The following is a 24071-nucleotide window of genomic DNA, read 5'->3' as shown; positions in this document are numbered from 1 at the left end:
GGGCATTTCTGCTACCGGGGCGTAACATCGTGTGGTCATCCCCACCGACCGCCGAGGACCCCCATGACGTCACGTGCGCGCCGGGCGCTGCCCGTCGCCGGTCTCGTCCTCGGGGCCTCCATGGGACTGGCCAATGTCATGGGCTACGTCTTCGTGGCCCTCGTCTCGTCCACGCTCGGCCCGGCCGACTTCGGCGGCTTCTCAGCACTCAACACCTACGGCGTCCTGCTCGCCCTGCCCGCCGGCGCGTACCAGCTCGTCGTCGCCCGACGGCAGGGCGCTCGGTACCGCGTGACCGACCGCCACGTCACGGGGCTGCGCTCCGCGCTGGCGGTCGGCAGCGTGCTGGCGCTCGTCACCATCGCCCTCTCCCCCGTGCTCGCCCACCAGCTGCGCCTCGACACCGCGTGGTCGGTCGTGTGGCTGGCCCTCATGCTGCCCCCGATGACGCTGACCGGGGCCCTGCAGGGAGTCCTCCTCGGACGGGGCCTGCTCGGCCGGCTCTCGGTCGTCTACCTCGTGACCGCAGGATCACGACTCGTGGCCGCGGTGGTCGCGACGCTCGCCGGTTTCGACGTCGTCGAGGTCTTCGCGGCCACGCTGCTCGCCTCGGTCGGGACCCTCGGCTGCGCGCTCCTGCTCACCCGGCACGAGCTCGCCGGTGGCAGGTCGGCACGGGGGCTGCTGCGCGACCTCGTGCGCAGCAACCTCGCGCTCGCCGGCCTCATGGCGCTCTCGTCGGTCGACGTCATGCTCGCCCGCAGCGTGCTCACCGACCACGACAGCGGCTCCTACGCCCTGGCCGCGCTCTTCGGCAAGGTCGTCTTCTGGGGCACGCAGTTCGTCGCCCTGGCGATCGTGCCGAGGCTCGCGGAGGGGTCGTCCGGCGCGGTGCGCGCCACGGTCTACCGCTCCGCCGCCGGGGTCCTGGCCATCGGGACCGTCGTCGCGCTGGGCTGCGCGCTGCTCCCGGGCCGGCTCGTCGCCCTGTCGGGAGGCGCCGACTTCGCCGACGCGGAGCCGCTGCTCGTCTGGAGCGCGATCATCGGCACCCTGTGGGCGGTCGTCCAGGTGTGGCTCTTCGCCGGGATGACGCGCGGTCACCACGTCCTGACCGTCGTCGTGTGGGTGGCGGCCGGGGTGCAGAGCCTGCTGGTCCTCGTGTGGTTCAACGACTCGCCCTACGAGGTCCTCGCCGCCGTGGGCGGGACCGCCGCCGTCGTCGCGGGGGTGGGGCTGCTCACCACGCCGAAGGGGGATGCCCCCCTCCCCCGTGCGGACCCGGCCGAGGCCCTGGTCGCCTGACCGAGCCCGAGCCCACGGTCAGTCGATCGAGCTGGCCTTCTTCGAGGGGTAGAGCTTCTTCGCGAGCGGGATCAGCTCGGGGAAGCGGTGGATGGCCGTCCATGCGGCCTTCTGCCCGGGACCCAGCGAGGAGAGGTAGGCCAGCCGGCGCCACCGCACGTCCCACGGCTCGTCGGCTCCCCGCGCCGTCGCCTCGTCGCGGCGGAAGCTCAGCGCGTGCAGCCCGTTGGCCCAGCGCGGGTCACCGTTGGCCTCGGCGTCCCAGCGGCGCTCGACCCGCCACTGCGGGTGCCGTCGGATGTACTCCTCGTGGGCGCCGTGCACCATCGGGTAGGACGCGTCGTCGACGAGGATGACCGCCTCGTCGGCGAGCCAGGGCTCGATGATGCCGAGGGCCAGGTAGTGCGACAGGCCCGTGTGCTCACCGTCGTAGAAGTAGACGCCCACCGGGCGGTCCAGGATGCCCGGCCGTCGCAGCAGCGAGAAGCAGTTGCCCTCGATGAGGCGCACGTCCGCGTGGGCGGCGTGGGTGCGCAGGTTGTGCTCCAGCTCGGCGCGGGCCTCCTGGCCCTGCATGCCGAACTCGAGGTAGTTCTCCACGACGTAGAAGGCCTTGTCCTCCACGCCCTGGACCGCGGCGCACATCGAGCGCCCCTTGTAGCTGCCGACCTCGAGGTAGCACTCCTCGGCGGGCATGACCCGCGCCGCGGCGTTGAGGACGGCCAGCTCGTTGGCCGAGGTGTAGCCGTTGACCGTCGCGGCGATGCGCTCGAAGGTCGGGTCGAGCGGCGCGCTCGTGCGAGGGGCCCCGTCGAAGGCATTGTCGACCTCGGCGAGGAAGTGATCCACCCGCATCAGCGCCAGCCGTCCGATTCCCAGTCGTCGTCCCTGCGTCGACGGGAGGTCCGCTCGGCCGTGCCGTCATCGGGACGATGACGACGGGACTCCTCGGCGAAGTCCTTGTCGCGCAACGGCCGTCGGCCGGACTCGCTTCGAGCAGAGCGGGACTCCGGCACATCACGCTCGTGGTCGATCGGCTCATCGCGCTCACTCGTGAACTCGCTGCGTAGGCGTCGATTCGAGTTACCCGCGCGCAGACCCCGGCCCTCGGATTGATCGGCGGCGTCGGAACGTTCGGCACGCTGGGACGAGTGCGACCTCAGGTCGATGTCATCGTCGTCCATCTCGTCGTCCATCTCGTCATGGGCCGGGTCATTCCCGACTCCGCCGAGGCCGAAGAGAGCAAAACCGAGCACGATGACCAGCAGGCCCAGCCCGAGTGCGGCGTAGGCCCGGGCACGGCTGACGCCCTCCGGCGCTCCGCAGATGTTGACGGATTCAGAATTTGGCGACGCAGGTGATCCGCACCCGAAGATCCCGCCCTCAGGCTTGAGGAGGTACACGGGCGTGAAATAGAAGTAGGCGGCCACACCGATGAGGCACAGGCCCACGATGACGGCTACCTTGGTCTCGGTTCGAAGCGTGCTGATCCGCCGTGACTCGTGTGTGGTCTCTGACATGCCGATTACTATACTGATGAGTAAATGAGGTCGACTCCTCCACCATGACGATGAGTTCCACACCCACCGAACCACCGCGGCGCAGACTCTTGACGTATCGTCCGGCCATCGATGGACTGCGCGCCTTGGCCGTGGTTGCTGTCGTTACCTACCACGCACTCCCCCAAGCTCTGCCCGGCGGGTGGTTCGGGGTGGACGTGTTTTTCGTCATCTCCGGATATCTCATCACTTCTCTGCTGTTGGCAGAGTTCCGGTCACGCCGGGGCAAGATCGATCTCATCGGGTTCTGGCGGGCACGGGCGCGCCGGCTGCTGCCCGCGCTCTTCCTCGTCGTGTCCGTCGTCTTGGCTGTCGCGCCCTTCGTCACACCGCGAGGTCGACTCGACGCTCTGAGGCTCGACATCCTGGCCACTCTCGCTTACGTCGCGAACTGGCGATTCGTCTTCAGCGACGAAGCCTACTTCGGGCAGGTCTCAGCCCCGTCCGCTCTGCGTCACGCTTGGTCACTGGGGGTTGAGGAACAGTTTTACATCGCATACCCGCTGCTGCTGATGGCTCTGCTCATGCTGGTCCACCGGCGCACCACCTTGGTTGCGGCACTCTCGCTGCTCGCAGCCGCTTCTGCAGTACTCATGGTTGCCCTGCACCACCCTGGAGTCGACCCCAGCCGCGTCTACTACGGCACCGACACGCGGGCACACCAGCTCCTCGTCGGGGCTGCCGTCGCAGCCTTTCTGATCAACGGTCCAGGCGGAGTGGACCGAGGTCTCGTCAGATCAGCGGACCGATGGTGTCGACGCCTCGCTCTACCTGCGATGACTCTTGTTCTCGGTGCCTTCTGGTGGGCAGGTCGAGGACAAGACGCGCTCTTCGAGGGCGGGTCCGTCTTCTTGTCGATCATGATCAGCATCGTCCTCGTTGCGGCCAGCAGCTCTTCGGGATCATTCGTGCAGAGACTGCTCTCGTGGGAACCCTTGCGCAGGGTTGGAGTCGTTTCCTACGGCATCTACCTATGGCACTGGCCAGTAATCGTCTTCCTCAATGACAAGACGCTCCCGGTGCCCACTGCCAGTCGCGTGGCCATCCAATGCGTCCTCATCGGCGCCCTCTCGTGGTTGTCCTATCGTTTCGTCGAGCGGCCGGTTCGCCGCGGCGGACTTCGAGCCTTGGCCCCCCGGGTTCCTCGCCTCAGCATGGCCATCGGCTGGATCGCCGTCCCGGCTGTCGTCATCGGCACTCTGGCGATACCCACCACCGGAGCCAGCGTCGCGTCCATGGGCCTGCGGAGCGGAGGTGCGATCACCATCCCCCAACCCTCGTACCAGCCGGAGCCGAAGATGATCTCGGTGGCACTCTTGGGGAACTCGGTTCCCCAGGGCCTCATCCTCAAATTCAGGAGCGCCAACCACCCAGACCTGCGGCTCATCGACTCCACGAACGTCGGTTGCGATCCACTGGATGCACCCAGATCCATCGGCCGCACGGTGTTACCGGAAGGCGAGAACTGCCAAGACTGGCGTGATGGGTGGACACAGCAGTTCGCCGAGGAACGGCCGGATGTCGTCCTCTACTTCGTGGCCCAGACCATGGTCACTGACAGGATTGTCGAGGGGCAACCGGTCACGTTTGGCTCACCCGAATGGGTCGCAATCGTCGAAGACGGTCTGTCAGAAGCCCGCAGCGCTGCAGGCTCCAGCCACTTCGCTGTCATCAACCTGGCCTGTCACGACATGCCCACCTTCAACAACGAAGAGGTTGAACGGGTCGACGACACCACCTACGTGCGCACCCTCAACGACACAATCGTGCACTGGGCCCAGCGCGAGAACGTGCCTGTCGTGGACCAGTTCTCGTTGCTCTGCCCCAAGGGCACGGCCACCGACGCCGTCAATGGCGTGCCCCTGTACGACGATGCCATCCACTTCACGGACAAGTCCGCACCGATCTTCTGGAAGTGGCTCGCGCCGCGTCTGCAAGAGATTTCCCGTGGAAGGGGCTCCTCTTGACCGGGCTGGACGCCGTCATCCTCGCTGGGGGCCGGGGCAAACGGATGCTGCCCCTGACGGCTGACTGTCCCAAGCCATTGCTACCGGTCGGGCCATGGACGTTGGTCGAGCACCAAATCGCGGCCCTGGGTGCGCTCGGTGTCGATAGGGTCATGCTGTCTACAGGATATCGGCACGAAGACTTCGACGAAATCGTCCTGAGGCTCCGCGACACCGGCATCCAGCTCATCACCGTGGTGGAGGAGACTCCTCTCGGGACGGGCGGGGGGCTGAGGGAAGCGCTGAAGGCCCTCCCGGACGCTGAAACAGTCGTGGTCCTCAACGGCGACCTGTTGTCGGGGCACGATCTCGCAGCCCAAGTGACTGCGCTCCGTGCCGCACCCGAGGGTACGACCGGGATCGTCCACGTGCGTGAGGTCGAGGATGCTCGCGCCTACGGCAGCATCCTCATGGATGTTGACGACGGCGTGCTTATCACCGCCTTTGTCGAGAAGTCCGCGACTCCCCCTTCGCTCACCGTCAACGCAGGTACGTATGTCCTGCGACGTGAATTCTTGGACGACATCGCCAGCGACGGCGAGGTCTCGCTGGAGCACGAGGTCTTTCCCGCGCTCGTCGATCGACGGGCCCTGCGGGCGTACCGGGAGAACGCCTACTTCCTCGATGTGGGTTCCCCCGCTGCTCTCGTGACCGCCAACCGAGACCTCCTTTTCACACCGTGGCCGGGTGCCGCACCGACGCCGCAGGGGCCCGCCCTCGTGCTACCCGGTGCGAACGTCGACCCGAGCGCGGTCCTTTCCGGCGGGACGGTGGTCCATCCCGGGGCCGTGATCGCCGCCGGGGCGCGAATTGAGTCAGCGCTCGTCCTCGACGACGCCCGCATCGACGCGCACAGTCAGGTCCTGCGTTCGGTCATCGGTCGCCGTGCGCACGTTGGCGCCAGCACTCGCCTTGCCGACTGCGTGCTCGGCAGCGACGTCACGGTCGCAGCCAACCGCAATCTCGAGCGGCAGTCGGTCGAGGCTGGCGGCTGACGACTGACGTGGAGAGAAGTCACCGCTGCGACCACTCACTCATCCCATAGGCCGTGATCACCTCGACGGTGCGGCCGCGGCATGCCTTCATCTCGTCGAAGCGCACGACGACGTTGGACTTGGCCATCCGACTCACCACGACCAGTCTCCTTGGGATCATCGTGGTGCGGCCCAGGGAAATACCGGTGCTCCACTTCCGTGTCAAACCCGAAGAGGACTGCCCCCAGCCCTCCGACGATCACCGCCAGCGCGCCCCAGAGCCCCGCCAACGCACCGTTGCGATCTGGTGCGCCCTTGCAGACCTTGTTAACGAAATCGATGTCGGACCCGTGGATGAAGTTGCCGCAACCGAACCAGCCGTTCGCCGTGTCCATGTACACGGGTGCAAAGAGGAAGTACACGGCGCAGGCAACAAAGGAGGCCCCTAGGATCGTGGTCACCTTGGTTCCGGCCCGTGGGCGGCGTCGGACGCGGCTGCGGAGTTCGTCGTGCGATCTCGCGTCACGCCGATGGATCGATTCACTCATCACGTGCCTTCCGCTTCAACGGCGCAGATTACGCAGACTTGGGTAACGGCCGTGATCATACCGATGGCCGTTCGGCACCCTCCGCGACACCCTCCGCGACACCCTTACGAGGCCTCTTGAGAGCGTACGAGGCCATCGCGTAAGTGATCGGGATGATGAGGACACCAGCAATCAAGGGAGCCACACGCTCGTCGGCGTGCAGACCTTCCACCAGCAGCGCTACACCTACGGATGAGGCCGCCAACTGTGCCACGGCGACCAACGGGTACCTGAAGAACCGACCCCACGTGGGTAGGACGCGATAGGTGAAGTGACAGTTGGCGAAAAATGACCCCACAAAGGCGACCAACCACGCCAGCACGTGGGCCGGCAGGTATGGGAGGACCAGCAAGGCGGGGACGTAGATGACGTAGTAGACGGCAGTATTAAGAGTGCCCACGAGGGCGAACCGCGACACCGACCGCCAGTCCCTCACGGTCCGTCCTCCGTCTCGGAGTCGAGGGCTACGACGTAGCTAGGACGCCCTTTGGTCTCGTGGTAGATCCGACCGACGTATTCCCCAATGACTCCCAGGACGACCAGCTGGATTCCACCAAATATGGTGATTGCCGCGAAAAGGGTGAGGTAACCCGGGGAGTCAACCCCGTGAGTCAGGTAATGCCACAACAACCACGCCAGGTAGAAGGCGGAGGCCAAGACGCACGCGATCCCACTCCAGACAGCCCCCCTCAGGGGTTTGCTGTTGAACGACATGACCCCATCCACTCCATAATCCAAGAGCTTCAGGTATGACCAGCGTGAACTGCCGTGTTGCCGTGCGTGCCCTTCGAAGGCGATCGAAGCAGTTGGAAAGCCGATCCAAGAGAACAAACCCTTTGAGAATCTGTTCGCCTCGGGCAGCCGCGTCAAGGTATCGACGGCTCGTCGACTGAGCAACCGGAAATCACCAGCCCCGTCTTCGAGGGAAACGTCGATGACCTTGTTCACGAACCGATAGTACGAGCGAGCGATGGCCCTCCTGATAGGCGGTTCATGCGACCGATCGCGCACGGCCACGACCTGGTCGAACCCCTGCCGCTGGATCTCGACCATGCTAGGGATGAGCTCGGGTGGATGCTGCAAGTCGGCATCCATGATCACCACGGCCGTCCCGCGGGCCGTTCGGAGTCCCGCGAGCATGGCGGCTTCCTTGCCGAAGTTTCGGCTAAACGACAAGTACCGCAAACTGCTGAGGCGCGCGGACTCGGACTGTGCAACATAGAGGGTTCTATCAGTGGAGCCATCGTCGACGATGAGGATCTCGTAGGACTCACCCCACTCATCGAGAGTCGAGACAAGCGCCTCAATAAGTTCAGGGAGTACCTCCTCTTCGTTGTGGCAGGGAACGACGACGGACAGGTGAGGACGGTCAGTCACTCTGCCTCCGGGGTTGGCCTGAAATAGATTCGAACAGTGCCGCGAGAAGTCTCGACGCCCCCGATAAGATGCTCGCCAGCATCCGGTTGGTGCCCAGGATCGTACAAGATGAGTTGAACCGAATCAGGGGGCGAAGTCCTTCCCTTGCGGAACTCGGTGTCCTCAACATCGACAAAGAAGCTTGGCAGGTGCACCGCAAGACCTTGCCGTCGCAGTTCGTAGCCGACCGCAGGCGCAATGTCGAAGATGGACATAAATCCCACGCCGACCAGATTGACGTGCCGCGGAGGAGCTCCTGCCCTAGTGAGGTCTGCCGCGATCTCCTGTGCGGTGTTCTCGATTCCGTGACCCGCGTGAAGAGAGCTTGGTCTGCCGTCAATCAAGGGTGCGGCGCTCAAGCACAAAGCGATGACCACCAGAGCTCGCGCAGCTACGGGGGACCGACCACGCCACCCCTCGATGCCCCAACCATCACCTCGGAGACCCCGACGTGCGCCGTCGGTAGCTCTGATCCGCATGATCAGGGCGATCACGAAACATCCCAAAGATGTGATGATCGCCCACCATGTCACGGCCAGAACCCCAGGAACCAATGTGTAGTTCCAGACTTGGTGATTTGTAGCCGGCACCAGGTAGATGAGTACGACCAGAGCCGCTTGGAACCACAGGCTCGCCCTGGCCAATGTGGGCAACCACTCGGGTAGCAGAACGTCGCGCGGTAGAAACCTCCGAGGTACCACCGCGACTCCGATCAAGAGAAGAAGGCATGCCGCTCCCAGCACAAGATCCAGCACCGAAAACTCAGAGTCCAGGAACCCTCCGTATGGCGAAGCGAAACGGCCGACCTTGCTGGAGAATGGATACGCCGAGGACAGATGCCCCAGAAGTACTTCGCCGAGGTCGTTCTTAGTCCCCGTCGCACGCGAGGATGAGGTCGTGAAGCGCCACACTTGAGTGAGGTTGTTGGGCTGACGCACCAGGAGTTCGAGCGCAGGCGCGCACCAACACGCCAGGAAAACCCCCCAGCACGTCCAAACCCAGGCGCGACGACGATTGCCCTCAGCGATCCAGCCGCGCATCGGCCAGATTGTTCGACGGGTCTGCCACCAGCGCACCAGACCGATCACGGTCAGCGGCACGACGACGACCGCCATGAAGGGCAAGCCTGAAAGATGTGTCTGCGTGATCAGGGACGCCACAAAGATGAACCACGGGAGCGCCCCTGTCCGACGACGAAGGAGAAGCGCAACGAGAAACAACAGGGCAATGACTGCCAGTGACCGAGGAAGCGGATTGAAGGAACGGATATAGGTGTCCAGCCCGCCCACAACGCCCACTGTCGCGGTCGCACCCAAAGCCCCGAGCCCTCCCCACCGCCCTGCCAGTTCGTACCCGGCACCGATCGCGATGCAGACCAAAACTCCCGACAGCAGCCCGGACGCGACTGCGAGAGTCCAGCCAGCACCGCCCAAGATGTAGACCACGGGGGCCAGCAGGTAGTACTGGAGTGGCCCCGGATGATGCACCAGGACCCCCGAAGCATCGGCAGTCGCCGACATGGCGCCTTGCAGGGGAGGGTGGCCGTGAAAGACGTCGTAGACGGACAAGGCCGTCAGCGCGTCGTCACCAACTGGAAACCAGCCCGCATTGATCGCTAGGACGACAGCCCATATGACTGGGACGAGACCCGCAAACATCAGCCACAGGAGTTCTCTGGGGACGAGCGTCCATCGTCTCCTCAAGCGGGGCAACAGCCCTCGCATCGATCCATTGCGACGAAAATTGGGCAACGGCAAGGCCCACGCCCCCATGTGTTCCCCCGATCTCCCAAACTGTCCGACCGCATCCTAGCCGTGGCGCTCGACCGTCGTGGCGAACGCGATCGTCACAGGGTCCTAGTGCGCAGCCTCGTGCCAGCTGCGGCCCCGGCCGACCGACACGTCGAGGGGGACGTCCATCTCGACGGCGCTGCCCATCTCGCGACGCACCAGCGACTCGACCTGCTGGTCCTCGCTGGGCGCCACCTCGAGGACGAGCTCATCGTGCACCTGGAGCAGCACGCGCGAGGCCAGCCCCTCCTGCGCGATGGCCCGGTCGACACGGAGCATCGCCAGCTTCATGATGTCTGCGGCCGATCCCTGGATCGGGGCGTTGAGCGCCATCCGCTCGGCCATCTGGCGGCGCTGGCGGTTGTCGCTGGTCAGGTCCGGCAGGTAGCGCCGCCGGCCCAGCATCGTCTCGGTGTACCCGGTCGCCCGGGCGCGGTCGACGATCTCCTCGAGGTAGTCACGGACCCCGCCGAAGCGCTGGAAGTACCCCTCCATGAGTGCGGTGGCCTCGCCCGTGGAGATGGCCAGCTGCTTGGACAGGCCGAAGGCGCTCAAGCCGTAGGCGAGGCCGTAGGACATGGCCTTGACCTTGCTGCGCATCTCCGCCGTGACGCCCTCGGGCTCGACCCCGAAGACGCGTGCCCCGACGAAGCGGTGCAGGTCCTCGCCCGTGCGGAAGGCCTCGATGAGCCCCTCGTCCCCCGACAGGTGGGCCATGACCCGCATCTCGACCTGGCTGTAGTCGGCGGACATCAGCGACTCGTAGCCCGACCCGACGACGAAGACCTCGCGGATGCGACGTCCCTCCTCGGTGCGGATCGGGATGTTCTGCAGGTTGGGGTCGGTCGAGGACAGCCGCCCGGTCGCCGCGATCGTCTGCTGGTAGGTCGTGTGGATGCGCCCGTCGTCGGCCACCGACTTGATCAGGCCCTCGACGGTGACCCGCAGACGAGTGGCGTCGCGGTGCCGCAGGAGGGCCTCGAGGAAGGGGTGCTCCGTCTTGGCGTGAAGGTCCGCCAGTGCGTCGGCATCGGTCGTGTAGCCGGTCTTGGTCTTGCGGGTCTTGGGCAGCCCGAGGGTGTCGAAGAGGACCGTCTGCAGCTGCTTGGGCGAACCCAGGTTGATCTGCTCGTCGTCGATCGCGGCCCAGGCATCGGCCTGCGCCGCGGCCACCTTGGCGGCGAAGTCCGACTCGAGAGCCGTGAGGGCCTCGGAGTCGACCGCGATGCCCGCCGTCTCCATCTGGGCGAGCACACCCACGACGGGAAGCTCCACGGCACGCATCAGCTCGCTGCCGCCGGTCTCCTCGACCTGCTCCTCGAGCACGGGGGCGAGCTCGACGGCTGCCGCCGCCCGGATCATCGAGGTGCGACCCGTCTCGGAGTCATCGGCGGAGAAGTCGAGGATCCCCTGGTCGGAGTCGTCCTCGCCGCCGGACAGGGCACGCCCGAGGTGGCGCACCGCCAGGTCGCCGAGGTCGTAGGAGCGCTGGTCGGGACGGACGAGGTAGGCGGCGATGGCGGTGTCGACGACCAGGCCGGCCAGCGGCAACCCTGAGGACGCGAGCGCCAGCATCGGGCCCTTGGCGTCGTGCAGCACCTTGGTGCGCTCCGGGTCGACCAGCCAGGCACGCAGCGCGGCCTCGTCCTCGGACTCGAGCTGGGGCACGTCGACGAATGCGGCCTCGCCGTCGACGGTGGCCAGGCCGAGCCCGGTCACCTCGCCTCGGCCCCTGCCCCACTCACCGACGACGTCGACGCCCAGGCGAGCGGTGCCGTGCTCGGCGAGCCACGGCGCCACCTCGCCCGCGCGCAGGACGCGACCGTCGACCTCGACCCCGCCGGTGACCTCGGACTCGGCGGTGTCGAAGGTGGCGAAGAGACGATCCCGCAGGACCCGGAACTCCAGGCTGTCGAAGAGGGTGTGCACCCGCTCGCGGTCCCACTCCCTTCGCTCCAGGTCCTCGATGCCCACCGGGACCGGCACGTCGCGCAGCAGGCCATTGAGTCGGCGGTTGCGCAGGACCTGGTCGATGTTGTCGCGCAGCGACTGGCCAGCCTTGCCGCCGATCTGGTCGATGGCGGCCACGATGCCCTGGAGGTCACCGTGGGCGTTGAGCCACTTGGCCGCCGTCTTGGGGCCCACGCCGGGCACACCCGGGAGGTTGTCGCTCGCCTCCCCGACGAGTGCGGCGAGGTCGCTGTAGAGCTGCGGGCCCACCCCGTACTTGTCGGTGACGGCGTCGGGCGTCATGCGAGCCAGGTCCGACACGCCCTTCTTGGGGTAGAGGACAGTCGAGTGCTCGTCGACGAGCTGCAGGGTGTCCCGGTCGCCGGAGCAGATCAGGACGTCCATCCCTGCCTCGCGGCCCTGGGCGACGAGGGTCGCGATGACGTCGTCCGCCTCGTAGCCGTCGAGCTCGACGTGGGTGATGTTGAGCGCGTCGAGGACCTCCTGCAGCAGCGGGATCTGCCCGGAGAAGGCATCGGGCGTGGCGCTGCGGCCGGCCTTGTACTCGGGGTACTCCGCGCTGCGGAAGTTGGCGCGGGAGACGTCGAAGGCGACCGCCACGTGGGTCGGCTCCTCGTCGCGCAGCACGTTGATCAGCATGGCGACGAAGCCGTAGACGCCGTTGGTGTGCTGTCCGGTGCTCGTCGAGAAGTTCTCCGCAGGGAGCGCGAAGAAGGCCCGGTAGGCGAGGGAATGTCCGTCCAGCAGCAGTAGTCGACTCACTCCACAGACACTATGACGCCCGGGCCTCGAGTGACCAATGGCACCGGTCAGCACACCGTAGGACCGGCGGCTGGGCACGTACCATGTCTGCGGCCCCTCACTGCCGTGGGCCACGACGAAAGGATCGCGAGTGACCAACCGTCCGGTACCGGGTGGCCATCGTCCGCCGCTCGACGGACTTCGTGGGATCTCAGTCATCGCCATCGTCCTGTTCCACGCCGAGGTCGCGTGGGTCCACGGTGGCTACTGGGCGGTCAACGTCTTCTTCATCGTCTCCGGGTATCTCATCACCGGCCTCCTCCTGAAGGAGCACGACCGGTGGGGCACGGTCGATCTGGTCACGTTCTACGTCCGCCGGGCCAAGCGCCTGCTCCCTGCGCTCGTGACCAGCGTCGTGGCCATCGCCGTGGCTTCCCGATGGATCATGGGCGAGTCGATGCCCGACACCACGCGCGGAGATGCCCTGTCGAGTCTCTTCTACGTGGCCAACTGGCGGTTCATCTTCACTGGCCAGTCCTACTTCGAGCAGTTCGGCGAGGCATCGCCCTTCCGCCACATGTGGACGCTGGCGATCGAGGAGCAGTACTACCTGTTCTTCCCGATGCTCCTGCTGGGCCTCATGGCCGTGCTACGCACCCGGTGGCGGGTCACGTTCGGCCTCGTCATCTTCATCGCCCTCTCCGCGGGCATCATGTGGTGGCTCGCTCCGACCGGCGGTGCCGACGCCTCACGCGTGTACTACGGCACGGACACCCGCATGCAGGACATCTTCAGCGGATGTGCACTCGCCCTCGCGGTCTGGGCAGCCCGACGACGCGACCTCGTGCGGATCGCCCGACATCGCACAGCCCTCGAGATGATGGGCGGTGCTGGCCTGGTAGGTCTGGTGGCGGCTCTGCTCTTCATGAAGCTCGACGCGTGGGCCTACCCGTGGGGGTATCTCCTCTTCAACACAGGCTTCGTGGTGCTCGTCCTCGCCATGGTTGAGCTCCTGCCTGATGGCGGTCTCGCCCGTGCGATGTCGTGGCGGCCGCTGGTGTGGGTGGGCCAGCTCTCGTACTCCCTCTACCTCTGGCACTGGCCTGTCATCGTCTTCCTCAACGACGAACGCACCGGTCTCGACGGGGTGCCACTCCTCGCCCTGCGGCTCGGGGTGTCGTTGCCGCTCGCCGCCGCTTCGTACTACCTCGTGGAGAACCCCGTTCGACGCGGGCGCATCTCCAAGCTCCTCACACCGTCTCGCACAGGACTCGCCTTCGTCATCGCCATCGCGGTCTCGACCGTGGCAGTGAGCGCCTCCTACAGCGGCATCACGGGCGCGCCTTCCGTCGCCACGGGTGAGGCGAAGCGGGTAACGCCCACCGAGTCGAGCGGATCCGGCGAGGGGACGAACCTGCTGATCGTCGGCGACTCCGTGGGCTTCGCGCTCGGGTATGACTTCCCCCACGACGAGTTCCCGCAGGTCAATCCGACGGCCCAGGTGCGCTTCGGGTGCGGAACCGCAGTGCAGCACCTCGCTGTCAACGGGGCACAGCAGAATTCTGGCGCTGCAGAGTGCGAGGGCATGTTCGAGGAGTGGAAGCAGGCGTCCGTGGACACCCACCCCGACGTCGTCGTGTGGAGCCTTGGCGGTTGGGAGGTCTTCGACCATGTCGTTGACGGCAAGATCGTCTCCCCCGGCTCACCCGGATACGCTGCCCACCTGACGCAACGGCTCGACGACGGACTCGCCTCACTGCCGCAGGACGTTCCGGTCTACATCCCCAATGTCCCGTGCTACCACCAGAAGGAGTTCGAGGTCGACGGTCAGGACCTCGCACCGGATCGCAACGACGCGCAGCGCAGCAAGGACGTCAACACCGTGCTCACAGCCTTCGCCGACAAGCACGCCCAGGTGCATGTCGTCGATACGTACTCGTGGTTGTGTCCGAGTGGCTCCTACCAGGACACGATCGACGGCAAGAAGTTGCGCAAGGACGGCGTCCACTACAACGCGGACGGTGCACGGGCATTCTGGGAGTGGATGATGCCCCAGATCGACACGTCCCACCGCTAGCACCAGCTGCACACCAGAACCGCACGATTCCAGGAGAACGCATGTCTGACCTCGTCCCACCGGCGCCGGGCCACACCCTGACTGTGGACCAGCTCAACGAGCATCGTGGCGCCCTCAACACGGCCATGGGCATCACGCTCACCGAGGCGTCACCGCAGCGGTGCGTGGCCGGCATGCCGGTCGAGGGCAACACCCAGCCCTACGGCATCCTCCACGGGGGCGCCAGCGTCGTGCTCGCGGAGACCCTCGGATCCACGGGCGCCGCTCTCCACGCCGCGACGCTGGGCAAGATTGCTGTTGGCCTGGAGATCAGCGCCAGCCACCACCGGGCTGCCCGCTCGGGCATCGTGACGGGCACGGCGACGTCGGTGAGCCTCGGCGGCACCGTCGCCACGTACGAGGTCGTGATCACCGACGAGCAGGACCGCCGCCTGTGCACCTCTCGCGTCACGTGCATCCTGCGTGATGCCCCACCCGGCGACTGACGACAAGGAGACCCGTGGACTTCATCGGTGCCGGAACGGTGCTCAACGTGCTCACGGTCGTCGTCGGCGCTGGGCTCGGCATGCTCGTCGGCGGCCGCCTCCCGGAGCACACCCGGTCGGTCGTCACCGACTGCCTCGGCCTGGTGACCCTGCTCATGGCCGCCCTGTCGGTGATGGACGTGCTCTCCCCCGACCTGGCCGCGGCGGTGGGGTCCAGCGCTCCCGTGCTCATCGTGCTCGGCTCGCTGCTCATCGGTTCGGTCATCGGGTCCCTGCTCGGCGTCGAGCGGTGGCTGGGCTCGCTCGCCGGCCGGGTTCAGGGTTGGGTCGGTCACTCCCCGGCCGACGGCGCCGAGAGGGAGCGGTTCATCGAGGGCTGGCTCACGGCCAGCCTCCTCTTCTGCGTGGGACCGCTCACGATCCTCGGCAGCCTCGACGACGGGCTGGGCCGCGGGATCGACAAGCTGGCGCTCAAGTCCGTCCTCGACGGGTTCGCGGCGCTCGCCTTCGCCTCCACCTTCGGCGTGGGCGTGCTCCTGTCCGCCGTGAGCGTGGCCGTCGTCCAGGGCTCGCTCACCGTGCTCGGCGTGGTCCTGGGCGCCCTGCTCCCGGAGGCCCACATCGCGGCCCTCACGGCCACCGGTGGCCTCGTGCTCGTCGGGATCGCCCTGCGGCTGCTGCAGATCCGTCAGATCCCCGTCGGGGACATGCTGCCGGCGCTGGTCGTGGCACCGCTGCTCATGCAGCTGGTCGTCGCGCTCGGCTGACGGGGCAGACGCCCCGTCGGGTCAGGACTTGTCCATGCCGGCGACGACGGCGTCGGCGACCTCGCGCATGCCGAGGCGGCGGTCCATCGCCGTCTTCTGGATCCACCGGAAGGCCTCGGCCTCGGTGATCTTCAGCTTCTTCATCAGCACGCCCTTGGCCTTCTCGACCGACTTGCGCGTCTCGAGGCGCTCGCCGAGGTCGGCGACCTCGGACTCGAGGGCCTTCAGCTCGGACCAGCGGGAGGTCGCGACCTCGATGGCTGGGGTGACGTCGGAGACCGTGAAGGGCTTGACGATGTAGGCCATGACGCCGGCGTCGCGGGCCCGCTCGACGAGCTCCTTCTGCGAGAAGGCGGTCAGCATGATGACCGGGCAGATCCGCCGCTCCCCGATGGTCTCGGCGGCGGTGAGGCCGTCCATCACGGGCATCTTGACGTCCATGATGATCAGGTCCGGCTGCAGGGACTCGGCGAGCTCGACGGCCTCCTGGCCGTTGCTGGCCTGACCGACCACCTCGTAGCCGGCGTCGGTGAGCATCTCCGCGAGGTCGAGTCGGATGAGCGCCTCGTCCTCCGCGAGCAGCACCCGCTTGCCCTGCTGTCCGTCGGTGTCCGCCATGTCCATCCTTCGTGATCGATCGGTCGTGTCTGGTGCCGAGGGCGGGACTTGAACCCGCACGCCCTTGCGGGCAGAGCATTTTGAGTGCTCCGTGTCTGCCATTCCACCACCCCGGCCGGAGTGCGCGGCAAGCATACCGAGCGCTCAGGGGTGTCGCGTCAGCCCATCCCGCCGGGCAGCGCGCCCTTCGTCGTCTCGGCGTCGTCGCGGTAGGCGGCCGCCGTCTTGTTGCGCGCGTCGCCGATGCGGTGCACGCGCAGCGCATTGGTCGACCCGGGGACGCCGGGCGGGGACCCGGCGACGATGACCACGTGGTCACCCTCCTGGCACCAGCCGAGGTCGAGCAGCTGCTCGTCGACCATGAGGGCGTACTGGTCGGTGTGCGTCACCGGCGGCGTGAGGAAGGTCTGCATCCCCCACACGAGGGAGAGCTGCGAGCGGGTGTCCTGCACCGGCGAGAAGGCGAGCATCGGCAGGCCCGAGCGGACCTGGGCGAGGCGACGGGCCGAGCCACCGAGCTGGGTGAAGGCAATGAGGTACTTCACCCCCAGGGCCTCGCCGACCTCGGCGGCCGCGGCCGTGACGACACCCCCCTGGCTCGTCGGCGGGGCCATGAGGTCGCGCATCCGGCTCAGCCCCTCCTCCTCCGTCGTCTCGATGATCTTGGACATCGTCTTGACGACCTCGATGGGGAACTTGCCCACCGCGGTCTCTCCGGAGAGCATCAGCGCGTCGGCACCGTCGAGCACCGCGTTGGCGGCGTCCGAGGCCTCCGCCCGGGTGGGGCGCGAGTTCTCGATCATCGACTCGAGCACCTGGGTCGCGACGATGACCGGCTTGGCCTTCTGCCGGCACAGCTCCACCGCACGCTTCTGCACGATCGGGACCTGCTCCAGGGGCAGCTCGACGCCGAGGTCGCCGCGCGCGACCATGATGCCGTCGAAGGCGTCGATGATCTCCTCGAGCGCGTCGACCGCCTGCGGCTTCTCGATCTTGGCGATCACGGGCAGTCGCTCGCCGACCTCGTCCATGATCTCGTGCACCCGGTTGATGTCGTCGGCGGAGCGCACGAAGCTCAGCGCGATGTAGTCGGCCCGCAGCCCGAGCGCCCACCGCAGGTCCTGCTCGTCCTTGTCCGACAGCGCCGGGGCGCTCACCGCGGCGCCCGGCAGGTTGATGCCCTTGTTGTCCGACAGCGGGCCACCGTAGACGACGACGCAGTGCACGTCGGTCTCGTCGACGTCGTGGACGGCCAGGGTGATCTTGCCGTCGTCGACGAGGATCGTGTCCCCCGCGCCCACGTCCCCGGCCAGGCCGGGGTAGGTCGTCCCGACGACCCGGTGGTCGCCCGGTACGTCACGGGTGGTGATCGTGAAGTGGTCGCCGGCCGCCAGGTGGATCGGTCCGTCGGCGAAGCGGCCGGTGCGGATCTTCGGCCCCTGCAGGTCGACGAGGACGCCGACGGCGTGGCCGGTCGCGTCGCTCGCGTCGCGGACGCTGCGGTAGTTGGCCTCGTGCACCGCGTACTCGCCGTGGGAGAGGTTGAGCCGGGCGACGTCCATGCCGGCGGTGACGAGCTCACGGATGCGTTCGGGGCTGGAGGTCGACGGGCCGAGGGTGGAGACGATCTTCGCGCGACGCATGTCTCCACCCTATGCCGACGACGAAGGGGGTGTGACCACCGTCGCGGTCACACCCCCTTCGCCCCCCGGCCGGGCTCAGACGACGAGCGGACGGTCCGTCGGGTCGACCGGGCGCGGCAGCTGCGACTCGCCCATGAGGTAGCGGTCGACCCCGTGGGCCGCGGCGCGGCCCTCGGCGATCGCCCACACGATGAGCGACTGGCCACGGCCGGCGTCACCGGCGACGAAGACGCCCGGGACAGCCGTCTGGTAGTCCTTGCCGCGCACGATGTTGGACCGCTCGTCGGTCTCGAGGCCGAGCTGGGCGACGACGCCCTCCGGCTCCGGACCGAGGAAGCCCATGGCGAGCAGGACGAGCTGGGCAGGGAGCACCCGCTCGGTGCCCTCGACCGGCTCGAAGCCCCGGTCGCCGCGACGGACCTCGGTGAGGCGCAGGCCGGAGACCCGGCCCTCGTCGTCACCGATGATCTCGGTCGTCGACACCGCGTAGACGCGGTCGCCGCCCTCCTCGTGCGCGGAGGCGACGCGGAAGAGCATCGGGTAGGTCGGCCAGGGCTGGTCCTGCGGTCGGTCCTCGCCCGGCCGGGGCATGATCTCGAGGCTCGTGACGGACCTGGCGCCCTGGCGGATGGACGTGCCGAGGCAGTCGGCCCCGGTGTCGCCGCCACCGATGATGATGACGTCCTTGCCCTCGGCGCTCACCTGGTCCTCGACCTCCTCGCCGAGCGCGACGCGGTTGGCCGGCGGCAGGAAGTCCATGGCCTGCACGACGCCCTCGAGCTCGCGGCCCGGGACGGGCAGGTCGCGCGGCACGGTGGCCCCGACGGCGAGCACGACCGCGTCGTAGCGGTCCCGCAGCTGCTGCCCGGTGATCTCGGTGCCGATGTCGACGCCGGAGCGGAAGCGGGTGCCCTCGGACCTCATCTGCTGGAGGCGCCGGTCGAGGATGCGCTTTTCCATCTTGAACTCCGGGATGCCGTACCGCAGCAGGCCGCCCGGTGCGTCGGCGCGCTCGTAGACAGCGACGGTGTGGCCCGCCCGCGTCAGCTGCTGCGCGGCGGCCAGACCGGCCGGGCCGGAGCCGACGACGGCGATGGTCTTGCCGGTGAGGCGATCGGGGATCTGCGGCGGGACGTCACCGCGGCCGAAGGCCTCCTCGATCGTCGTCACCTCGATCTGCTTGATCGTCACGGCCGGCTGGTTGATGCCGAGCACGCACGCGGTCTCGCAGGGCGCCGGGCAGAGACGACCGGTGAACTCCGGGAAGTTGTTGGTCGCGTGCAGGCGTTCGATCGCATCGTGCCAGTCCCCGCGCCAGGCGAGGTCGTTCCACTCCGGGATGAGGTTGCCGAGGGGGCAGCCCGAGTGGCAGAACGGGATGCCGCAGTCCATGCACCGACCGGCCTGGCGCTGCAGCTGTCCGGTCTGCTGCTCCTCGTAGACCTCCTTCCAGTCACGGATGCGCACGTCGACGGGGCGACGGGCGGGCAGCTCACGCTCTCGGGTGGTCAGGAATCCGTGCGGGTCAGCCACGGGAGGCCTCCATGATCCGGTCCCAGACCTCCGGGCCGTCGACGTCGAGGCCCTCGGCCTCGGCGTCGGCCCGCACATCGAGGACGCGCTGGTAGTCGCGGGGCAGGACGAGCGAGAAGCGGTCGAGACCGGCCTCGCCCTCGTCCAGCAGGCGCCGGGCCACCGCGGAGTCGGTGTGCTCGAGGTGCTGGGTCAGCAGCTCGCGCACGACCTCGCGGTCACCGGTGCGAAGGGGGGTGACGTCGACGAGCTCGCGGTTGACGAGGGACTCGTCGAGGTCGAGCACGAAGGCGTTGCCACCGGACATGCCGGCGGCGAAGTTGCGGCCCGTCGGGCCGAGGACGAGGACGGTGCCACCGGTCATGTACTCGCAGCCGTGGTCACCGACGCCCTCGACGACCGCGGTCGCGCCGGAGTTGCGGACGCAGAATCGCTCGCCGACGATCCCGCGCAGGAAGAGCTGGCCCGACGTGGCGCCGTACCCGATGACGTTGCCGGCGATGACGTTGTCCTCGGCGACGTAGCGGGCGTCCTGCGGCGGGCGCACGATGACGCGACCACCCGAGAGGCCCTTGCCGACGTAGTCGTTGGCGTCGCCGACCATGTCGAGCGTGATGCCCCGGGGCAGGAAGGCGCCCAGGCTCTGGCCGGCCGAGCCGGTGAGGGTCAGCTCGATCGTCCCCTCGGGCAGGCCCTCGGGGTGGCGCTTGGTCACCTCGTGGCCGAGCATCGTGCCGACCGTGCGGTTGACGTTGCGGACGGCGAACTCGCCGGTGACCGCCTCGCCGCCCTCGAGCGCCGGGGCCGCCAGCTCGATGAGCTGGTGGTCGAGCGCGGCCTCGAGACCGTGCTCCTGGGCGCGGGAGTGCCGCACCCCGGACCCGTCGAAGGAGCTCACCCTGGCGAAGATCGGGCCGAGGTCGAGCCCGGAGGCCTTCCAGTGGTCGATCGCCTTGCGGGTGTCGAGCAGGTCGACCCGGCCGACGGCCTCGTCGAGCGTGCGGAAGCCGAGCTCGGCGAGCAGCTCGCGCACCTCCTGCGCGATGTACTCGAAGAAGGTCTCGACGAACTCGGGCTGGCCCGAGTAGCGCGAGCGCAGCTCGGGGTTCTGCGTGGCGATGCCGACCGGGCAGGTGTCGAGGTGGCAGACCCGCATGAGGATGCACCCGCTCACGACGAGCGGGGCCGTCGCGAAGCCGAACTCCTCGGCACCGAGCAGCGCGCCGATGATGACGTCGCGACCGGTCTTGATCTGCCCGTCGACCTGGACGACGATGCGGTCGCGCAGGCCGTTGAGCACGAGCGTCTGCTGGGTCGCGGCGAGGCCGAGCTCCCAGGGACCACCCGCGTGCTTGAGCGAGGTGAGCGGCGAGGCGCCGGTGCCCCCGTCGTGACCGGAGATCAGGACGACGTCCGCGTGCGCCTTGCTGACGCCCGCCGCCACGGTGCCGACCCCGATCTCGCTGACCAGCTTCACGTGGACCCGCGCCTGCGGGTTCGCGTTCTTCAGGTCGTGGATCAGCTGGGCGAGGTCCTCGATCGAGTAGATGTCGTGGTGCGGAGGCGGGCTGATCAGGCCCACCCCCGGGGTCGAGTGGCGGGTGCCCGCCACCCACGGGTACACCTTGGGGCCCGGGAGCTGCCCCCCTTCGCCCGGCTTGGCGCCCTGCGCCATCTTGATCTGGATGTCGTCGCTGTTGGTCAGGTAGGCCGACGTGACGCCGAAGCGCCCCGAGGCGACCTGCTTGATCGAGCTGCGACGCTCCGGGTCCATGAGGCGGTCGAGGTCCTCGCCGCCCTCACCGGTGTTGGAGCGCGCGCCGAGACGGTTCATGGCGATCGCCAGGGTCTCGTGAGCCTCCTGGCTGATCGAGCCGTAGCTCATCGCGCCCGTGGAGAACCGCTTGACGATCTCGCTGATCGGCTCCACCTCGTCGATCGGGATGGAGGGACGCTCCTGCCCGTCGGCGAGGGCGAAGAGGCCGCGCAGCGTCATGAGGCGCTCGGACTGCTCGTCCACCCGCTGCGTGTACTGCTTGAAGATGTCGTAGCGCCGCGCCCGGGTGGAGTGCTGGAGGCGGAAGACCGTCTCGGGGTCGAAGAGGTGCGGCTCGCCCTCGCGACGCCACTTGTACTCGCCACCGACCTCGAGCTTGCGATGCGGCGGACGCATCCCGGCGGGCGGGTAGGCCGTCGCGTGGCGCGCGGCCGTCTCCGCCGCGATGACGTCGAGGCCGACGCCCCCGAGCTGGGAGACGGTGCCGGTGAAGTACTCGTCGACGAGCTCCTGGCTCAGGCCGAGGGCCTCGAACACCTGCGCACCGCGGTAGGACGCGACCGTGGAAATGCCCATCTTGGACATCACCTTGAGCACGCCCTTGCCGAGGGCCTTGATGAGGTTGCGGACCGCGGTCGTCTCGTCGACGCCGGTGATGACCTCGCGCCGGACCATGTCCTCGACGGACTCCATGGCGAGGTAGGGGTTGACCGCGGCGGCGCCGTAGCCGATGAGCAGCGCGACGTGGTGCACCTCGCGCACGTCACCGGTCTCGACGATGAGGCCGACCTGCGTGCGGGTCTTCTCCCGGATGAGGTGGTGGTGGACCGCGGACGTGAGCAGCAGCGACGGGATCGGCGCGAGGTCACGGCCGGAGTCCCGGTCGGACAGGACGATGAAGCGGGCGCCGTCGGCGATCGCCTCGGAGACCTCGGCGCAGATGCGGGTGAGGGCGGCGCGCAGCGCCTCCTCTCCCCCGGTGACGTCGTACAGGCCGCGCACGACATAGCTCGCCTTGCCCGGCAGCTCCCGGTCGGCGTCGATGTGGACGATCTTGGCCAGCTCGTCGTTGTCGATGACCGGGAAGGGCAGGACGACCTGGCGAGCGTGGTCCGGGTCGGGGGCCAGCACATTGCCCTCGGGGCCGATCGCGGTGCCGAGCGCCGTGACGAGCTCCTCGCGGATCGCGTCGAGGGGCGGGTTGGTCACCTGCGCGAACATCTGGGTGAAGTAGTCGAAGATCAGCCGCGGCTTCTCCGACAGGACCGCCACGGGGGTGTCGGTCCCCATCGACCCGAGCGCCTCGATGGCCTTCTCAGCCATCGGGGTGAGCAGGATCTTCAACTCCTCCTGCGTGTAGCCGAAGGTCTGCTGGCGCCGCGCGACGGAGGACGGCGTGTGCATGACGTGCTCGCGCGGGGGGAGGTCACCGAGCATGATGCGGCCCTCGTCGAGCCACTCCCCGTAGGGGTGCTCCGCCGCGAGCCGGCCCTTGATCTCCTCGTCCTCGACGATCCGGCCCTCGCCGGTGTCGACGAGGAACATCCGGCCCGGCGTGAGCCGGCCCTTCTGCACGACGTGCTCCGGCTCGAGGTCGAGGACCCCGGACTCGGAGGCCAGGACGACGAGGCCGTCGTCGGTGACCCAGTAGCGGCCCGGGCGCAGGCCGTTGCGGTCGAGGACCGCCCCGACGAGGCGGCCGTCGGTGAAGGTCACGCAGGCCGGCCCGTCCCAGGGCTCCATGAACATGGAGTGGAACTCGTAGAAGTCCTTGAGCTCCTGCGGCATCGTCGCGTGGTTCTCCCACGCCTCGGGGATCATCATCAGCACCGAGTGCGGCAGGGAGCGGCCACCGAGGTGGAGCAGCTCGAGCACCTCGTCGAAGGAGGCGGAGTCCGACGCCTCGGGCGCGCAGATCGGCATGATCCGCTGCAGGTCGCCGGGGATGATGTCGCTCGACAGCAGCGACTCGCGGGCGCGCATCCAGTTGCGGTTGCCCTTGACGGTGTTGATCTCGCCGTTGTGCGCGATGAACCGGAAGGGGTGGCTGAGCGGCCAGCTCGGGAAGGTGTTGGTCGAGAAGCGCGAGTGCACGAGCGCGAGCTCGGTCTCGAAGCGCTCGTCCGAGAGGTCCGGGTAGAAGGGCTCGAGCTGCGCGGTGGTGAGCATGCCCTTGTAGGCGATCGTGCGGGCCGACATCGACGCGAAGTACACGCCCGTCTCGCGCTCGGCGCGCTTGCGCGTCACGAAGGCCAGTCGCTCGAGCGTGAGCCCGGAGACCTCGCCGCCGGGTGCGGCGACGAAGAGCTGGTGGAAGTCGGGCATGCAGTCGCGGGCCATCTGGCCGACGATGTCGCGGCGCACCGGCACCTCGCGCCAGCCGAGGACCCGCAGACCCTCCTCGGCGACGATGGCCTCGATGCGCTGGACCATCTGGTCGCGCTCGGACGGGTCGGTCGGGACGTACGCCGCGCCGACGGCGTAGTGGCCGGCCTCCGGCAGGTCGAAGTCGACGACCTCGCGGAAGAAGCGGTCCGGGACCTGGCACAGGATGCCGGCGCCGTCACCGACGAGCGGGTCGGCGCCGGTGGCGCCGCGGTGCTCGAGATTGGTGAGCGCCAGGAGTGCGTGGTCGACGATGTCGTGGCCGGCATGGCCGCGCATCGTGGCGACCATGGCGACACCGCAGGCGTCCTTTTCGGCGTCCCGGCGGTAGAGGCCGGAGTCAGCCGGAAGTGCCGACCAGCGCTCATAGGGGGAGAGGGACACGTCAGTCACGTCGGTCACCGTCCTCGGGGTCTCGATTCGAAAGTACCTGCCGC

The 24071-nt window shown here is 68.0% G+C and carries 16 protein-coding genes and 1 tRNA gene; 6 read left to right on the top strand and 11 right to left on the bottom strand.

The features are described from left to right. Positions 1 to 63: 63 nt before the first annotated feature. The gene (locus ABC138_RS11910; RefSeq protein ID WP_345913797.1) at positions 64 to 1305 is read left to right on the top strand and encodes a hypothetical protein; all 1242 of its coding nucleotides are present in this window, start codon (positions 64 to 66) and stop codon (positions 1303 to 1305) included. Between the two features lie 18 nt (positions 1306 to 1323). On the opposite strand, the gene ABC138_RS11905 is transcribed toward ABC138_RS11910, so the two are convergent. Further along, positions 1324 to 2160 carry a class I SAM-dependent methyltransferase gene (locus tag ABC138_RS11905; protein WP_345913796.1) on the bottom strand — a complete coding sequence of 279 codons (837 nt, stop codon included), beginning with the start codon at positions 2158 to 2160 and terminating at the stop codon, positions 1324 to 1326. Further along, complete coding sequence (locus ABC138_RS11900) at positions 2160 to 2735, bottom strand: hypothetical protein (protein ID WP_345913795.1); 576 nt, start codon at positions 2733 to 2735, stop codon at positions 2160 to 2162. The genes ABC138_RS11905 and ABC138_RS11900 overlap by 1 nt, the downstream gene beginning before the upstream one ends. A gap of 134 nt (positions 2736 to 2869) precedes the next feature. Between ABC138_RS11900 and ABC138_RS11895 the strand changes: the two genes are divergently transcribed. Both ABC138_RS11895 and ABC138_RS11890 read left to right on the top strand, forming a co-directional pair. Continuing rightward, the gene (locus ABC138_RS11895; RefSeq protein ID WP_345913794.1) at positions 2870 to 4831 is read left to right on the top strand and encodes an acyltransferase; all 1962 of its coding nucleotides are present in this window, start codon (positions 2870 to 2872) and stop codon (positions 4829 to 4831) included. Next, positions 4828 to 5865: an NDP-sugar synthase gene (locus tag ABC138_RS11890; protein ID WP_345913793.1), complete on the top strand. Its 1038-nt coding sequence runs from the start codon at positions 4828 to 4830 to the stop codon at positions 5863 to 5865. Before ABC138_RS11895 ends, ABC138_RS11890 begins: the two co-directional genes overlap by 4 nt. Positions 5866 to 6447: 582 nt before the next feature. Here the strand turns inward: ABC138_RS11890 and ABC138_RS11885 are convergent. The 4 genes from ABC138_RS11885 to polA all read right to left on the bottom strand — a co-directional run bounded on the left by ABC138_RS11885 (position 6448) and on the right by polA (position 12370). Then, complete coding sequence (locus ABC138_RS11885; RefSeq protein WP_345913792.1) at positions 6448 to 6867, bottom strand: GtrA family protein; 420 nt, start codon at positions 6865 to 6867, stop codon at positions 6448 to 6450. After that, complete coding sequence (locus ABC138_RS11880) at positions 6864 to 7808, bottom strand: glycosyltransferase family 2 protein (RefSeq protein ID WP_345913791.1); 945 nt, start codon at positions 7806 to 7808, stop codon at positions 6864 to 6866. Before ABC138_RS11880 ends, ABC138_RS11885 begins: the two co-directional genes overlap by 4 nt. Further along, positions 7805 to 9415, bottom strand: coding sequence for a hypothetical protein (locus tag ABC138_RS11875; RefSeq protein WP_345913790.1), 1611 nt, complete (start codon positions 9413 to 9415; stop codon positions 7805 to 7807). Before ABC138_RS11875 ends, ABC138_RS11880 begins: the two co-directional genes overlap by 4 nt. A 288-nt stretch (positions 9416 to 9703) precedes the next feature. Continuing rightward, positions 9704 to 12370, bottom strand: coding sequence for a DNA polymerase I (gene polA / locus ABC138_RS11870; RefSeq protein ID WP_345913789.1), 2667 nt, complete (start codon positions 12368 to 12370; stop codon positions 9704 to 9706). A 130-nt stretch (positions 12371 to 12500) separates the two neighbouring features. Here polA and ABC138_RS11865 point away from each other — a divergent pair, with 130 nt between their 5' ends. The 3 genes from ABC138_RS11865 to ABC138_RS11855 are packed head-to-tail and all read left to right on the top strand — an operon-like array spanning position 12501 to position 15678. Beyond that, positions 12501 to 14426: an acyltransferase family protein gene (locus ABC138_RS11865; protein WP_345913788.1), complete on the top strand. Its 1926-nt coding sequence runs from the start codon at positions 12501 to 12503 to the stop codon at positions 14424 to 14426. 41 nt (positions 14427 to 14467) lie between these two features. Then, positions 14468 to 14911 (top strand): hotdog fold thioesterase, encoded by a 444-nt coding sequence (locus tag ABC138_RS11860; RefSeq protein WP_345913787.1) that lies wholly within the window; start codon positions 14468 to 14470, stop codon positions 14909 to 14911. A 14-nt stretch (positions 14912 to 14925) separates the two neighbouring features. Continuing rightward, entirely contained in the window at positions 14926 to 15678 is a 753-nt protein-coding gene (locus tag ABC138_RS11855) for a DUF554 domain-containing protein (protein WP_345913786.1), read from the top strand. Positions 15679 to 15699: 21 nt separating this feature from the next. Here ABC138_RS11855 and ABC138_RS11850 read toward each other — a convergent pair whose 3' ends face one another. The 5 genes from ABC138_RS11850 to gltB all read right to left on the bottom strand — a co-directional run bounded on the left by ABC138_RS11850 (position 15700) and on the right by gltB (position 24036). Beyond that, positions 15700 to 16296, bottom strand: a complete 597-nt coding sequence (locus ABC138_RS11850) for a response regulator (protein WP_345913785.1) — start codon at positions 16294 to 16296, stop codon at positions 15700 to 15702. A gap of 30 nt (positions 16297 to 16326) precedes the next feature. Next, positions 16327 to 16412: transfer RNA gene (locus ABC138_RS11845), tRNA-Leu, on the bottom strand. A gap of 42 nt (positions 16413 to 16454) precedes the next feature. Beyond that, positions 16455 to 17939: a pyruvate kinase gene (gene pyk / locus ABC138_RS11840; protein ID WP_068323671.1), complete on the bottom strand. Its 1485-nt coding sequence runs from the start codon at positions 17937 to 17939 to the stop codon at positions 16455 to 16457. Positions 17940 to 18014: 75 nt separating this feature from the next. Beyond that, positions 18015 to 19472, bottom strand: coding sequence for a glutamate synthase subunit beta (locus tag ABC138_RS11835; RefSeq protein WP_345913784.1), 1458 nt, complete (start codon positions 19470 to 19472; stop codon positions 18015 to 18017). Then, positions 19465 to 24036, bottom strand: coding sequence for a glutamate synthase large subunit (gltB, locus tag ABC138_RS11830; protein WP_345913783.1), 4572 nt, complete (start codon positions 24034 to 24036; stop codon positions 19465 to 19467). Before gltB ends, ABC138_RS11835 begins: the two co-directional genes overlap by 8 nt. Positions 24037 to 24071: the final 35 nt, after the last annotated feature.

It is taken from the genome of Janibacter sp. LM (assembly GCF_039631275.1).
Classification (GTDB): Bacteria; Actinomycetota; Actinomycetes; order Actinomycetales; family Dermatophilaceae; genus Janibacter; species Janibacter terrae.
Note: the sequence above shows the minus strand (reverse complement) of the source record. Positions and strands in the feature narration are given on the sequence as shown.

Bases quoted from the DNA above. Each gene is read 5' to 3' on its own strand.
- ABC138_RS11910 (WP_345913797.1), top strand. From the start codon at position 64: ATGACGTCACGTGCGCGCCGGGCGCTGCCCGTCGCCGGTCTCGTCCTC.
- ABC138_RS11905 (WP_345913796.1), bottom strand. From the start codon at position 2,160: ATGCGGGTGGATCACTTCCTCGCCGAGGTCGACAATGCCTTCGACGGG.
- ABC138_RS11895 (WP_345913794.1), top strand. From the start codon at position 2,870: ATGACGATGAGTTCCACACCCACCGAACCACCGCGGCGCAGACTCTTG.
- ABC138_RS11860 (WP_345913787.1), top strand. From the start codon at position 14,468: ATGTCTGACCTCGTCCCACCGGCGCCGGGCCACACCCTGACTGTGGAC.
- ABC138_RS11850 (WP_345913785.1), bottom strand. From the start codon at position 16,296: ATGGCGGACACCGACGGACAGCAGGGCAAGCGGGTGCTGCTCGCGGAG.
- pyk (WP_068323671.1), bottom strand. From the start codon at position 17,939: ATGCGTCGCGCGAAGATCGTCTCCACCCTCGGCCCGTCGACCTCCAGC.